The organism is Hyphomicrobium sulfonivorans (genome assembly GCF_013306565.1).
Taxonomy (GTDB): Bacteria; Pseudomonadota; Alphaproteobacteria; order Rhizobiales; family Hyphomicrobiaceae; genus Hyphomicrobium_A; species Hyphomicrobium_A sulfonivorans.
Genome location: NZ_PZPO01000004.1, coordinates 449,798 through 463,990, shown reverse-complemented (window position 1 = coordinate 463,990; position 14,193 = coordinate 449,798). Strand labels below are relative to the sequence as shown.

At 61.6% G+C, this 14,193-nt stretch carries 9 protein-coding genes; 4 read left to right on the top strand and 5 right to left on the bottom strand.

From position 1 onward, the window contains the following. The first annotated feature begins 32 nt into the window (after positions 1–32). On the top strand, positions 33–1,265 hold the full coding sequence (locus C6Y62_RS10445) for a glycosyltransferase family 4 protein (RefSeq protein WP_173953854.1): 1,233 nt from the start codon (positions 33–35) through the stop codon (positions 1,263–1,265). Between the two features lie 26 nt (positions 1,266–1,291). Here C6Y62_RS10445 and C6Y62_RS10440 read toward each other — a convergent pair whose 3' ends face one another. The 5 genes from C6Y62_RS10440 to C6Y62_RS10420 all read right to left on the bottom strand — a co-directional run bounded on the left by C6Y62_RS10440 (position 1,292) and on the right by C6Y62_RS10420 (position 8,108). Beyond that, positions 1,292–1,900, bottom strand: a complete 609-nt coding sequence (locus tag C6Y62_RS10440) for a nucleoside 2-deoxyribosyltransferase (RefSeq protein ID WP_173953853.1) — start codon at positions 1,898–1,900, stop codon at positions 1,292–1,294. Between the two features lie 268 nt (positions 1,901–2,168). After that, the gene (bla, locus tag C6Y62_RS10435) at positions 2,169–3,053 is read right to left on the bottom strand and encodes a class A beta-lactamase (RefSeq protein WP_173953852.1); all 885 of its coding nucleotides are present in this window, start codon (positions 3,051–3,053) and stop codon (positions 2,169–2,171) included. Between the two features lie 88 nt (positions 3,054–3,141). Beyond that, positions 3,142–5,154: an RNA polymerase sigma factor RpoD gene (gene rpoD / locus C6Y62_RS10430; protein WP_173954021.1), complete on the bottom strand. Its 2,013-nt coding sequence runs from the start codon at positions 5,152–5,154 to the stop codon at positions 3,142–3,144. A gap of 223 nt (positions 5,155–5,377) precedes the next feature. Beyond that, positions 5,378–7,333 carry a DNA primase gene (gene dnaG / locus C6Y62_RS10425; RefSeq protein ID WP_246274563.1) on the bottom strand — a complete coding sequence of 652 codons (1,956 nt, stop codon included), beginning with the start codon at positions 7,331–7,333 and terminating at the stop codon, positions 5,378–5,380. A 325-nt stretch (positions 7,334–7,658) separates the two neighbouring features. Then, positions 7,659–8,108: a GatB/YqeY domain-containing protein gene (locus tag C6Y62_RS10420; RefSeq protein WP_068464544.1), complete on the bottom strand. Its 450-nt coding sequence runs from the start codon at positions 8,106–8,108 to the stop codon at positions 7,659–7,661. 352 nt (positions 8,109–8,460) lie between these two features. On the opposite strand from C6Y62_RS10420, the gene carA reads away from it, so the two are divergent. The 3 genes from carA to carB all read left to right on the top strand — a co-directional run bounded on the left by carA (position 8,461) and on the right by carB (position 14,065). Then, entirely contained in the window at positions 8,461–9,660 is a 1,200-nt protein-coding gene (carA, locus tag C6Y62_RS10415) for a glutamine-hydrolyzing carbamoyl-phosphate synthase small subunit (RefSeq protein ID WP_068464541.1), read from the top strand. Positions 9,661–9,897: 237 nt separating this feature from the next. After that, complete coding sequence (locus C6Y62_RS10410; protein ID WP_173953851.1) at positions 9,898–10,599, top strand: hypothetical protein; 702 nt, start codon at positions 9,898–9,900, stop codon at positions 10,597–10,599. A gap of 130 nt (positions 10,600–10,729) precedes the next feature. Further along, positions 10,730–14,065: a carbamoyl-phosphate synthase large subunit gene (carB, locus tag C6Y62_RS10405; RefSeq protein WP_173953850.1), complete on the top strand. Its 3,336-nt coding sequence runs from the start codon at positions 10,730–10,732 to the stop codon at positions 14,063–14,065. Positions 14,066–14,193: the final 128 nt, after the last annotated feature.

Below are 14,193 nucleotides of genomic sequence, written 5' to 3'. Positions count from 1 at the left end.
GCTTTGGACAGGAAAAAAACTGGAACAGCCCTTTGAAATCCGTCTGGTTCCTCAATCACTACGCGCAGGAGCCGGGCGGCCCCGGCGGAACGCGCCACTTTTCCCTTGCGCGCGGAATGCGCAACTATGGCTGGACGGCGAGCATCATCGCCGCCAGCACGGAGCATGGCACCAATCGTGACCGGTTAGCTCCGCATGAGACGGCGCGACTCGATCATTTCGACGACGTGCCGTTCCTGTGGCTGAAGACGAGTGCCTATGCCGGCAATGGTGCGGATCGAATCCGCAACATGGTTGGCTATACGCGCGCGGCGCTCGCCCGTGATAACACCAAGGATCTCACCCCGCCCGACGTCGTTGTCGGCTCCAGCGTGCATCCGTTTGCGGCCTGGGCCGGTTTGCGGCTGGCGCAGCGCTACCGCGTGCCATTCGTGTTCGAGGTGCGAGATCTATGGCCGCAGACCCTGGTCGATATGGGGCGTCTGCCTCAGCGCCATCCGGTCACCTATGTGCTTCAGCGGCTGGAGCGATACCTTTACAAGCGTGCAGAGAAGATCGTCGTGCTGCTTCCGCACGCGCACAAATACATTGAGCCGTTAGGGATCGATGGGCGGAAAATTGAGTGGGTGCCGAACGGCATCGAGCTTGAGATCTTTCCGCGCCCGGAACCCAAGCCAGCGGCCGATACGTTCACCCTGATGTACTTCGGCGCGCACGGCACGGCCAACGGGCTCGACAATGTGCTGAGGGCGATGGCGGAAGTTCGAGCGCTGTCCACAGCGCGGCCGGTCAATCTTCGCGTTATCGGCGATGGCCCGTTGAAACCGTCGCTGATGGCGATGGCCAAAGACATGGGTCTCGAAAATGTTGCGTTTGAAGATCCGGTGCCGAAGCGGCAGATCGCGCAGCTTGCGGCGGATGCGGATGCGTTTGTCTTCAACCTGATCGACGCGCCGGTCTTCAAGTATGGCATCAGCTCTAACAAGCTGTTTGATTTCATGGCCTGCGGGCGGCCGGTGATCTTTGCGTGTGAATCAAGCAACAATCCCGTAGACGCCGCTGGTGGTGGACTGACGGTGCCGGCAGGGCAGCCGCGGTTGTTGGCGGAAGCGATTGCACGGTTGGAGGCAATGCCGCCTGATGCTGTCCAGGCGATGGGCGTCGCCAATCGCAATCACATCGAAGCCAATTATGAATTCGATTTGCTCGGCCGCAAGTTTGCCGGTGTGCTTGATGCGGCTTGCGAACGTCGGGAGCGGCGCTGACGCCGTTTGCGGATTGCGGTTGTGGCCTATTGGGTCTGTGAGGGCGAAAGCAGTTTTTGCCTGCGTTGGCGCAGGTATTCCAGGCAGGCGCAAAAACCGTCGAGGTCCGAAAGCGCGCGGCTGTCGGGAACGTCTCGCATTACGAGCGGTGTGCCGCTTTCGCTAATTGCGACCGCGATCATCAGGTTTTCCGCCAGTCCAAAATCTTCGATGTCAGCGGCCGCGCTTTCGCTATCCCATCCGTGCAGGCCGTTGGAATGAACGGTGCGCACGCGTGCAGCGAAATCGGCGGCATTGTTAGAATAGCCCAACACCGGGCGCTCCAGTGCGCGCATGAAGCCGATTTCAAATGCGGTGCCGCTGTCCATCGATACGCTGCGGAACGGGGTGCAATTAGCGATGATCAGATCGCACGTGCGCATCAACGCCTCGTTGCCAAGACTGATGCGGCGCGCTAGCTCAGCCGGGCTTAGGGCGGCGGCGCCATCTATGCAGTTGTCGAGCGGGTAGACGCCTTCGAAGCCAAACTCCGCGCACATGCGTTTTTTAATCTCGCCCTGTTCCACAGCGTTGGGAAAGAAGACCTCCGGGCCGGCGAGGTAAATGCGCAGGGGAGTTTGTTCTTTAGTGGGCATGGCGATCTCAAGCTGTAGACGATGGCGAGGGCGCCGCCACCTATGTGAGCGTACGTCTGGCGGTGCGGAACATGCGGCGCACGATAGCATCGCTGCGCGGCGAATGGTTCGGTGTGATTGCATGGAGATGCCGCCGCAGAATCGGAATGCGTAGCTATCCGGTTGTGGGCACGAAAAAGCCGCCGAAGCTTTACGGGCTTCGACGGCGCGTGTTTGTCATCGCGGCATACGGCGGATTGGATTTTCGCCGCGCGATTTTCTGAGCGGCTTAGTACATGTCCGAGATGGTGCGGCCCACTTCAGCCAGAACCTTGTTGCGGTCGTCCAGCGAAGCGTCGGAATCAGTGAGGAAAACAGCGGCGATGATTGGATCGCGGTTCGGCGGATAGATGATCGCCAGCTCGTTGGTCGAGCCGTTCGCGCAGGTGCCCGTCTTGCCAGCGGCAGTCCAACCGTCCTTAAGGCCAGCCTGGATGCGTTCCTTGCCGGTGGTGCCGGCCTTCAGCCATTCCGTCAACTGATCGCGCGATGTGTTCGACAGCACGTTGCCAAGCAGAATGCGATGGACGGTCGATGAGATGACGCGGGGCACTGTACCGTCGCGCGGATCGCCCTTCGGCACCTCGTTAAGATCAGGCTCTTTGCGGTCAAGGCGCGTTGCGGCATCGCCCAGCGAACGCAGATACGCCGTCAGCCCCTGCGGTCCGCCGACGTTATCAAGCACGAGATTGGCGGCAGTGTTGTCGCTATGAGTCACCGCAGCCTGCGCAAGCTCGCGCAACGTCATGCCGTCGCCACCGACGCGATCCTTGGTGATAGGCGAATGGTCGATGATGTCGTCGGCGGTGAACTTGATCTTGCGGTCGATGTTGTCTTCGTCATGGTCGCCGCGGTCGAGCACAAAGGCGCCGGCCAGCAGCTTGAAGGTGCTGCACATGGGGAAGCGCTCGTTCCAGTGGTGGCCGTAGCGCTCGCCGGTTTGCGTATCGATGATGGTGACACCGAGACGGCCCTTGGCGTTCTGCGCGATTTCGGCGAGGCGGGCTTCGACGTCGATCTTGGGTGGTTCTGCCGCGTTCGCCACCGCGCCAGCTAGCGCCAGGACAGCAACGGCGCACGATAGAACAGCGCGTTTGGTGATCGGTGCAGACATTTTTTGTTTCGCTCCCAGAAGTAGTTATGGCCGGAGTGTAACCTCCGGCCACATCTTTGGCGCAGTAAATCCGGCGTGATCTGGCTTTTTAGTTATCCAGGAACGAACGCAGCTTGCGCGACCGGGACGGGTGCTTCAGCTTGCGCAGCGCCTTGGCCTCGATCTGACGGATGCGCTCGCGGGTTACCGAGAACTGCTGGCCAACTTCTTCCAGCGTGTGGTCGGTGTTCATGCCGATACCGAATCGCATACGCAACACGCGCTCTTCGCGCGGGGTGAGCGAGGCCAGAACCCGCGTTGTCGTCTCGCGCAGGTTCGACTGGATCGCGGCATCGATAGGCAGAACCGCGTTGCGATCCTCGATGAAGTCGCCCAGGTGGCTGTCTTCCTCGTCGCCGATCGGCGTTTCGAGCGAGATCGGCTCCTTGGCGATCTTCAGCACCTTGCGCACCTTCTCAAGCGGCATGGCGAGCTTTTCGGCCAGTTCTTCCGGCGTCGGTTCGCGGCCGATTTCGTGCAGCATCTGGCGCGAGGTGCGAACGATCTTGTTGATCGTTTCGATCATGTGCACCGGGATACGGATGGTGCGGGCCTGATCGGCGATCGAGCGGGTGATCGCCTGACGGATCCACCACGTGGCGTAGGTCGAGAACTTGTAGCCGCGGCGGTATTCGAACTTATCGACCGCCTTCATCAGGCCGATGTTGCCTTCCTGGATCAGATCGAGGAACTGCAGGCCGCGGTTGGTGTACTTCTTGGCGATCGAGATCACGAGACGCAGGTTGGCCTCGACCATTTCCTTCTTGGCCTGGCGGGCTTCGCGCTCGCCCTTCTGTACGGCCTTGACGATGCGGCGGAACTCGGGAATTTCGAGGCCGGTTTCAGACGCCAGCGTGTGGATCTCGCCGCGCAGCCGCTCGATGCGGTCTTTCTCGTTGCGGATGAAGGTTTGCCACTTGCGGCCAAGCGAGCTGACCCGGTCGAGCCAGGTCTGATCGAGTTCGTTGCCGAAGTATTCGTCGATGAAAGCCTGGCGGGGTACACCACAGCTTTCAGCCAGACGCATCAGCTGGCCTTCCTGACCGATAAGCTTCTTGTTGATGGCGTAGAGCTGCTCAACGAGGCTTTCGATACGATTGTTGTTGAGCGACAGGCTCTTCACGTCCGCAATGATTTCATCGCGGTGCTTGTCGTAGGCCTTCTGGTCCTTCTTGGAGCCGGCTTCGCCCGCAAGCTGCTGTTCCAGCTTCTTGTCGTGCTGCTTGCGCAGCTTCTTGTAGGCGGAGGCAACGCGGTCAAAGGTTTCGAGAACCTTCGGCTTCAGCTCGGCTTCCATGGCCGCAAGCGACAGCGAGTTCTCGTAATCCTCGTCGTCGTCCATCTCGCCTTCAGGCGCGTTCTCGGCGTCACCTTCGCCGTCCTCGCCTTCGCCTTCAGCGGCGGGCGGAGCCTTGGCTTCCGGTCCTTCGTAGGTGGCTTCGAGATCGATGATGTCGCGGAGCAGAATTTTGCCTTCGTTCAGCTCGTCGCGCCAGATGATGATGGCCTGGAAGGTGAGGGGGCTTTCGCACAGGCCAGCGATCATGGCCTCGCGGCCAGCTTCGATACGCTTGGCAATCGCGATTTCGCCTTCACGCGAGAGCAGTTCGACCGAACCCATTTCGCGCAAGTACATGCGGACGGGATCGTCAGTGCGCTCGGTCGGCTCGGCGCGACCGGTCGTGGTGGTGACGGCTGACTGGGTCGTGATCGCGCGGCTGCCGCCGTCGTCGTTGTCGCCGTCGTCGTCTGCGCCTTCCTGGGCCTCTTCAGCTTCGTCGGAATCGACGACGTTGATGCCCATGTCCGAAAGCATCGCCATCGTGTCTTCGATCTGCTCGGAGGAGACCTCTTCAGAGGGCAGTACCGAGTTCAGCTCATCATAGGTGACATAGCCGCGAGCCTTGGCAGTCTTCAGCAGCTTCTTGACAGCCTGATCAGATAGATCGAGCAACGGGCTGTCGCGCTCGGTTGATTCCGCCGCCGCCTGCTTGTCCTGCTCTGAGGTCTTCTTGTTCGCGGTTGCCGTTTTGGTCCGCGATCCGCCGGCCGGTGCTTTCATCTTCAGGGCTTGTTTCAAGGGCTCTTATCCCGATCTATCGGCGCGCATTCATGCCATTGCGCGGCAATGCGCCGCATCCCCGCCCGACGGTGCTCAAAAAGGCTCGCGCAAAGCCCGCTGGCGCACCTTAGGCTCCCCAGTAAATTCCGGCCCGCTGCTCCAAATCGGAGCATGAGACCGCTGTCTGCTCTCTCGCTCGCAAGGGTCGCGCCACCATTACGCTTTAATCTGCCGATAAGGCCTCTTCACTTGCCCGCGCAAGTAGGCCCTGGATCTCGCAGATGCGCGCAAGCGCGTCCTCGGAGCCGTCCCGGTGGTAAGCCTGGACAGCTGCTTCGAGCGACTTCTGCAAGCCGACCTGCCGCTCATGCAGTGCGAGGGCGTGGCGCCAGCCATCTTCCACCTCAGCCTGCGGGGCATCGGGCTCCGCGAAACGATCGCTTCTATGTGTAACTGATCGCTCGACAAGGTTAACAACCCTATCAAGACCAGTTACGCTCAATTGGGAGCGTAGACCCGCGGTGTCAAGCTCATTCTGTACAGCTTGAACAGCAAGGATGCCGTCGCGCAACTTCCCCATCGCATCGGAAGCAAAGGTTATCTGCGCGATTTCCTCCGCGTGCTCATCAATTAGCCATGGGTGATTGAGCAGCGTTTTCAGCATTAACGCTTCCCGGGGCGGGGCGAGTTCCGCCCGCATGGCCAATTCCGGGCTGGCGGTAACCGGCCTTGGTGCGCTGCCTCCACGCGGTGGCATCTGCCCCAGCCGTGCCCGCTCGCGCAGGCGCCAGTCGGGCGCAGTGTTGTTCCGTCGCATGCCGCCAGCCGGACTGCGGCGCGGGCCTTCACCACGGGCAATCTGGCGCACCACCGTGCGGTTCATGGCCCACAGTGTCTCGCGCATCTCCCGCTCGTAATGGGCGCGAACGTTTGTGTCCTCGATTTTGCCGACGAGCGCATTGAGCCGCGCTTCAAGTGCCGCGCGCTGCTCGGGCGTCGAAATATCGTGGCCTTTGGTCTCGCGCTCCCACAGCACATCGAACAGGGCGCGGGTGCGGGAGATTTCCTCAAGAAACGCTTCCGGACCCTTCTGACGGATCAGGTCATCGGGATCGAGCCCACCGGGCAGGAAGGCAAAGCGGATGCTTTGACCGGGCTTCAGCAGTGGCAGAGCTGTCTCGACGGCGCGGAAGGCCGCCTTCTGGCCGGCAGCGTCGCCGTCGAAGCACAGCACCGGCTCCTCAGCCATGCGCCACAGCAGCTTGAGCTGATCGTCGGTGAGGGCAGTTCCCAGCGGGGCAACGGTCTCATCGAAGCCAGCTTCGGCCAGCGCGATGACGTCCATGTAGCCCTCGACCGCGATGATGCGGCTTTTATCGTGGGCGGGTCCGCGGGCGCGGTGGGCGTTGAAAAGATTGTGGCCCTTATGGAAAAGCGGCGTTTCCGGCGAGTTGAGGTATTTGGCCGGCGCGTCGGGATCGAGGGCACGGCCACCGAAGGCAATGGTGCGGCCGCGTAGATCCTGGATCGGGAACATCAGGCGGTTCCGGAAGCGGTCGTAGGCGACCGGGATGTCATCGCCGCCGATCAGCATGCCGGAGGAGATCATCTCCTCGACCGTGAACCCGGCCTGCGCCAGATGCTCGCGCAGCGCAGACTTGCTGTTGGGCGCATAGCCGAGACGGAACGTGGCCACGGTTGGCCGGCTCAACCCGCGCTTTTCAATGTAGCGGCGGGCTTCAGTGCCCGCACCGCTTGTCAGCGCGTTCTGGAAAAAGGCGGCAGACATTTCGACCAGCTTCAACAGCCGCTCGCGTGCATCCTCACGCGCTTCGTCGCGCGCCGAAATCTTCGGCATCGGCACGCCGGCCTGCTCGGCCAGCTGCTCGACCGCTTCGGGAAACGATAGGCCCTCGGCCTTCATCAGAAACGTGAAAATGTCGCCATGCTCGCCGGTGGCGAAACAATGGTAGAAGCCCTTCTGGTCGTTGACCGTGAAGGAAGGGGTCTTCTCGACCTTGAAAGGCGAAAGCCCTTTGAACTCGCGTCCAGCGCGCTTCAACGCGACCTTGCGCCCAACAACGGAACTGACGCTGATACGGGCGCGGATTTCATCCAGGAAATTTGGCGGATAACGCATTTCGACGCCAGCCAGGTTACGCGAAGAGGGTGTGCGCATTTTTGGGCACTTCGATGTCGTAGGATGATTCGGTGGTGTGGTTGCTAACAGCGATGCGGATGCAACCGGTTGTCGCCGTAATCCACAGGGGTGGAGGGGACGGCGATGGGGTGCTCACCCTTCGCGTGTGAGTACCCAGGGGGGCAAGCGCGCAGGGCTCAGGGAGCAAGGCTCCCCGGCGCCAGTGCGCCGCCCATGCTTGAGTCGACGGTGCGTACGCTAAAACCGGCTTGGCTTAGCCCGCAGGACTCAGGGCGCAAGGCGCCCCGGCGCGAGCGCCGCCCATGCGGAGCGCCGAAGGCGCGTGAGCTAAAAACGGCTCAGCTTAGCTGAGCAGAGACTTGGCCAGAGCGCTGGCTTTGCCGAAATCCATCTGGCCGGCATATTTGCCCTTCAGCACGCCCATCACCTTGCCCATGTCCTTGGCGCCAGCGGCGCCGGTCTCGGCGATCGCGGCGGTGATGGCGGCCTTGATCTCGTCCTCAGTCATCTGCTGGGGCAGGTAGTCCTCGATGATGACGACCTCGGCCTGCTCTTTCTCGGCAAGGTCGGGGCGACCGCCGGAGGTGAACTGCTCGATCGAATCGCGGCGCTGCTTCACCATTTTTGCCAGCACCGTCAGGATATCGGCGTCGTCGATCTTGTCCTTGCCGGACGGACGGGCATCGATATCGGCTGCCTTGATGGCCGCGTTGATGAGGCGCAGGGTGGCGACGCGCTCCTTGTTGCCGCCCTTCATGGCCGCCTTCAGGTCGTCGTTGATCTTGTCGCGCATATTCGCCTCCTTCGCTTTTCAAAGGGCTGTTTAGGCGTTCATGCCGGTCCGCCGCAAGGGCGGGCTGCGATCATCGCCCGCAATTTTTGTCGGTTTTGACCGATCCGGGCACCGAGCACCCGTCACACAAGCGGGTTATTTCGCCATGTTAGGGCATGGCTCACCGCACCGTATTAAGCCCCCGCATAGCATTGCGCGAAAATGCTTGAGGGGTGTGCGTAGGTGGGCTGTTGACCGGAACCCGTGGTTCCCATAGGTTCCGCCGAAATTCCGCCCCTTAAGCATCGCGTCCGCGCGGCGTACCGGCACATGCCCGCTGCGCCGCCCATACGCGCGAACGCCGGAGCCGCCAGTGACGACGCAGCCATCCTCAACGCCGCCGCCACCGTGGGCAGATACCCTGCCAACAGCACGCATTGTTCTCGCCGACGGCACCGTTATTTCCGGTACCGGCATCGGTGCCACCGGAACGGCGGTTGGCGAAGTGTGCTTCAACACCGCCATGACGGGCTATCAGGAGATCCTGACTGACCCATCCTATGCGGGCCAGATCATCACCTTCACGTTCCCGCACATCGGCAACGTCGGTGTGAACACCGAGGACACCGAGAGCGCCAGCCTCGCCGCCCGTTCCGGTGTGCGTGGCGCGATACTGCGTGCGCCGATCACCGGTCCGTCGAACTATCGTTCGGCGCAGCATCTGGATGAGTGGCTGAAGGCGCGCGGCATCGTCGGCATCGCCAACGTCGATACGCGCGCACTGACGGCCCGCATCCGCGAGTTGGGCAATCCCAACGGCGTCATTGCGCACGATCCCTCCGGCAATTTCGACATCGACAAGCTGAAGGCGGAAGCCAAGGCGTGGCCGGGTCTTGAGGGCATGGATCTGGTGCCGGAAGTCACCAGCGGCCAGAGCTACAACTGGGATCAGACTGCGTGGGTCTGGAACCAGGGCTATGGGCGCAACGAAAACCCCGAGTTTCACGTCGTCGCTATCGACTATGGCCTGAAGCTCAACATCCTGCGTTGCCTGGCTTCGGCCGGATGCCGCGTCACGGTGCTGCCCGCCAACGCCACGGCCGATGACATCCTGGAGCGCAAGCCCGATGGCGTGTTCCTGTCGAACGGTCCGGGCGATCCGGCTGCGACGGGTGAGTATGCCGTGCCTGCGATCCAGAAGGTGGTGGCATCCGGTTTGCCGGTGTTCGGCATCTGCCTCGGCCACCAGATGCTGGCGCTGGCGCTGGGCGCCAAGACCAAAAAGATGCCGCAGGGCCACCACGGCGCCAATCATCCGGTGAAGGATCACGCCACCCAGAAGGTGGAGATCACGTCGATGAATCACGGCTTCACGGTGGATCGCGACACGCTGCCGGCCGGCGTTGAGGAAACCCACGTTTCGCTGTTCGATGGCACCAATTGCGGATTGGAGCTCAAGGGCAAGCCGGTGTTCTCGGTGCAGTATCACCCCGAGGCTTCGCCCGGTCCTCAGGACAGCCACTATCTGTTCAAGCGCTTCGTGGACCTGATGCGCAGCCAGAAGGCCGGTTGATTTCCGCCCGGATGAACGAAAATCGAGTGCCCCGAGGCGACGCCTGGGGCGCCGCTAAACAGCACGGGACCCTACGGAACATTAATCACGGCTGGCATTCCGGCTCGGTGATGGCTGCTGTAGGGTCACTTCCACGCGACTGAAAGGCCCGTATCAACTCTATCGGCCCGGAAGGCGGGCATGCGCACAAAAAACCGATATAAGCGCGTGCAAAAGCATAAGCGAGGAAGCGCAAGAATGGAAAAGCAGAACATGGTCCGGGTTGTGACGGCCCTAGCCCTTATGATGTTGGCCGCACCGCTGGCCCATGCCGCCTGCAAGGACGAGGTGGCGACGGCGTTGGACCGGCAGCGCAACAGCAGCGGCTTCCGCATGGAAACCAAGATGTTCACCGAGGACGGTCTCGTCGACATGACCGTCGATTATGTGCTGCCGAACCGCTTGCGCCAGCATGTGACCTCCAGCACTGAGCCGCGCCCCGTCGAAACCATCGTGATCGGCAACGACGGCTGGACGCGCATGGACGGCGGCAACTGGGAAGTGCTCGACAAGGAAATCGCCGTCGCGATGGCCGAGCAGATGCAGGAAACGCTGAAGGACCTCGAAAAGGACAAGATGGGCGACTACGAGTGCCTCGGTCGCAAAACTGTTTCGGGCAAGAACTATCTCGCCTATCAGGCTGAGAACCCGGACCAGCTTCCCAACGCGGGTGAAGCCAAGGCTGCCGATCGGCCGGTGCGCGTGATTTATGTGGATTCGATTACGGGCCTGCCGATGCGCAGCGTTTTCACGCGCGCCAACGCTCTGGAAAATCCGTTCTTTCAGGCTAACTACTCGTACCCAGTGGACTTGAAGGTGCAGCAGCCCGAGGTGAAGGCCGCGGCGGATGCGCCTGCTGCCGCTGCAGCGCCGGTTGAAAAGCCCGCTGAGCAGAAGTAGGTGGATGGCGCAAACGCGCTTTCCCCAAGCTTTTTTGATCGCGCCACCGCCGTATCGATCAGGCGGTGGCATACGTGTGCGGAAATGGGGCTATAGCCAAACTCCCCGATCATGAATAAAAGGCCGGCTCATGCCCAAACGCACTGATATCAAGTCCATTCTCATCATCGGGGCCGGACCGATCGTCATCGGACAGGCCTGCGAATTCGATTACTCCGGCACCCAGGCCTGCAAGGCGCTGAAGGCCGAGGGGTATCGCATCATTCTCGTCAATTCGAATCCGGCCACCATCATGACGGATCCGGATCTGGCGGACGCGACCTACATCGAGCCGATTACGCCCGACGTTGTCGCCAAGATCATCGAGAAGGAGCGCCCCGATGCGCTGCTTCCAACCATGGGTGGCCAGACGGCGCTCAACACCGCACTGGCGCTTGAGCGTATGGGTGTGCTGGAGAAGTTCGGCGTCGAGATGATCGGCGCGCGCGCTGAGGCCATCGACAAGGCTGAAGATCGCAAGCTGTTCCGCGAGGCGATGGATCGCATCGGGCTTGAGAGCCCGCGCGCGGCAATTGCTTCCTCGCCGCCGATCCGCGACGAGAACGGCCATATCGTGCGCTACGACACCGCTACCGGCTTTGCCGAAGCGATGCGATTGCTTGACCAGATCGGTCTGCCGGCAATCATCCGTCCGGCGTTCACGCTGGGTGGTACGGGCGGCGGCGTCGCTTACAACCGCGAAGAGTTCGAAGTGATCGCGCGCTCGGGCATCGATGCCTCGCCGGTCGGCCAGATCCTGATCGACGAAAGCCTGCTCGGTTGGAAAGAGTACGAGATGGAGGTCGTCCGCGATAAGGCGGATAACTGCATCATCATCTGCTCGATCGAGAACGTCGATCCGATGGGCGTGCACACCGGCGACTCGATCACCGTCGCGCCTGCGCTGACGCTCACCGATAAAGAATACCAGATCATGCGCAACGCCTCGCTGGCGGTGCTGCGTGAGATCGGCGTGGAGACCGGCGGCTCGAACGTGCAGTTCGCCGTCAACCCGGACGACGGCCGTCTGGTCGTCATCGAGATGAACCCGCGCGTGTCGCGTTCGTCGGCGCTGGCGTCGAAAGCCACGGGCTTCCCGATTGCGAAGGTCGCGGCCAAGCTGGCCGTTGGTTATACGCTGGACGAACTGGCCAACGACATCACCGATGGTGCAACGCCGGCTTCGTTCGAGCCGACGATCGACTATGTCGTCACGAAGATTCCGCGCTTTGCGTTTGAGAAGTTCGCAGGCTCCGATGCCACGCTCACAACGGCGATGAAGTCGGTGGGCGAGGTGATGGCCATCGGCCGGACGTTCGCGGAAAGCGTGCAGAAGGCGCTGCGCTCGATGGAGACCGGTCTTTCCGGCTTCGACGACATCCAGCTTGAGGGCCTTGGTTCGGGCGACGACAAGAACGTCATCCGCGCAGCCGTTTCCAAGCCGACACCCGACCGCTTGCTGAAGGTGGCGCAGGCGCTGCGTCTTGGCTTCGACGTCGAGCAGGTGTTTGAATCGTGCCGCATCGATCCGTGGTTCCTTGAGCAGATCAAGGAGATCGTCGATCAGGAAGCGCGCGTGAAGGCGCACGGTTTGCCGAACAGTGCCGAGCAGCTTCGCAATCTGAAGGCGATGGGCTTTGCGGATGCACGGCTGGCAGCGCTGGCGGGCATTACCGAGAAGGAAGTGCGCGCGCACCGTGCCGCGCTGGAGGTCCGTCCGGCGTTCAAGCGCATCGACACCTGCGCAGCGGAATTCGCTGCTCCGACCGCTTACATGTATTCCACGTATGAGCGTGGCCTTGATGGCGCGCCGACGTGCGAGGCCAAGCCTTCCAACAAGCAGAAGATCATCATTCTGGGCGGCGGTCCGAACCGCATCGGTCAGGGTATCGAGTTCGACTACTGCTGCTGCCATGCGTGTTTCGCGCTGACGGCGGCCGGTTTCGAAACGATCATGATCAACTGCAACCCGGAAACGGTCTCGACCGATTACGATACCTCCGACCGTCTTTATTTCGAGCCGCTGACTGCTGAAGACGTGTTGGAAATCGTCAACAAAGAACAGTCCAACGGTACGCTGAAGGGCGTGATCGTGCAGTTCGGTGGGCAGACGCCGCTGAAGCTTGCCGCTGCGCTGGAAGAGGCGGGTGTGCCCATTCTCGGCACGTCGCCCGATGCCATCGATCTGGCCGAGGATCGCGATCGCTTCAAGGAGCTGATCGAGAACCTTGGGCTGCGTCAGCCGAACAGCGGTATCGCGCGTTCGCCTTCGGAAGCACGCGCCATTGCCGATGGTGTCGGCTATCCGGTGGTGATCCGTCCTTCGTACGTACTGGGTGGCCGCGCGATGGAAATCGTGCACGACGGCGCGGAAGTCGATCGCTACGTTGCACGTCTTTCGGCAACGCTGGACCGCCCGTCCGAGCTGGTCGTTTCCGACAAGCGTCCGCTGCTGATCGACCGTTATCTGACCGATGCGGTTGAGGTGGATGTCGACTGTCTGGCCGATGGCAAGGACACGTTCGTTGCCGGCATCATGGAGCACATCGAAGAGGCGGGCATCCATTCCGGTGACAGCGCCTGTTCGTTGCCGCCGTATACGCTTGGTCCGGACATGCTGGCCGAACTCGACCGGCAGACGCGCGAGCTGGCGCTGGCACTGAAGGTCGTTGGTCTGATGAACGTGCAGTTCGCGATCAAGGATGGCGTTGTGTTTGTGCTTGAGGTGAACCCGCGCGCTTCGCGCACGGTGCCGTTCGTCGCCAAGGTTATCGGCAAGCCGATTGCCGCTATCGCCGCGCAGGTGATGGCCGGCACGCCGCTGGCCGACTTCAAGCTCACCACGCCCAGCCTGAAGCATGTCGCGGTGAAGGAAGCAGTGTTCCCGTTTGCCCGCTTCCCTGGCGTCGATCCGATCCTCGGACCGGAGATGCGCTCGACCGGCGAGGTCATGGGCATCGACACCGATTTCGCGATGGCGTTCTACAAGAGCCAGCTCGGCTCGGGCCTCAAGCTGCCGATGCAGGGAACGGTGTTCATTTCTGTCAAGGACACCGACAAGGACCGCATGGTGGCGCCGATCCGCGATCTCGAAGCGATGGGCTTCAAGATCATCGCCACGCGCGGAACCAAGCGTCACCTGGAGGCCAACGGCATCCAGTGCGAAGCTATCAACAAGGTATTGGAAGGCCGCCCGCACATCGTTGACGCGATGAAAAACGGCGACGTTGCGCTTGTGTTCAATACCACGGCAGGCGCTAAGGCATTGGCAGATAGTAAAGATATCCGCCGGTCCGCCTTGCTGAACCATATTCCTTACTATACAACTGTTGCCGGAGCGGTAGCGGTTACCAGAGCAATTAAGGCTCTGAAGGCAGGTACGTTGCAAGTTGCCCCTTTGCAAAGCTTCGTGGCGGACCCATCCTAAGCCGTTGTGGGCCGTTCCAGCCGTTTGGGTGGAGCGGTCCATTTCACGCGTAACTGCACACACATGTTGATCGGCAACGACCGTCGGTGGTCCTGGCAGACGCCTGCCAGGCCGAAGGGAGATATTAG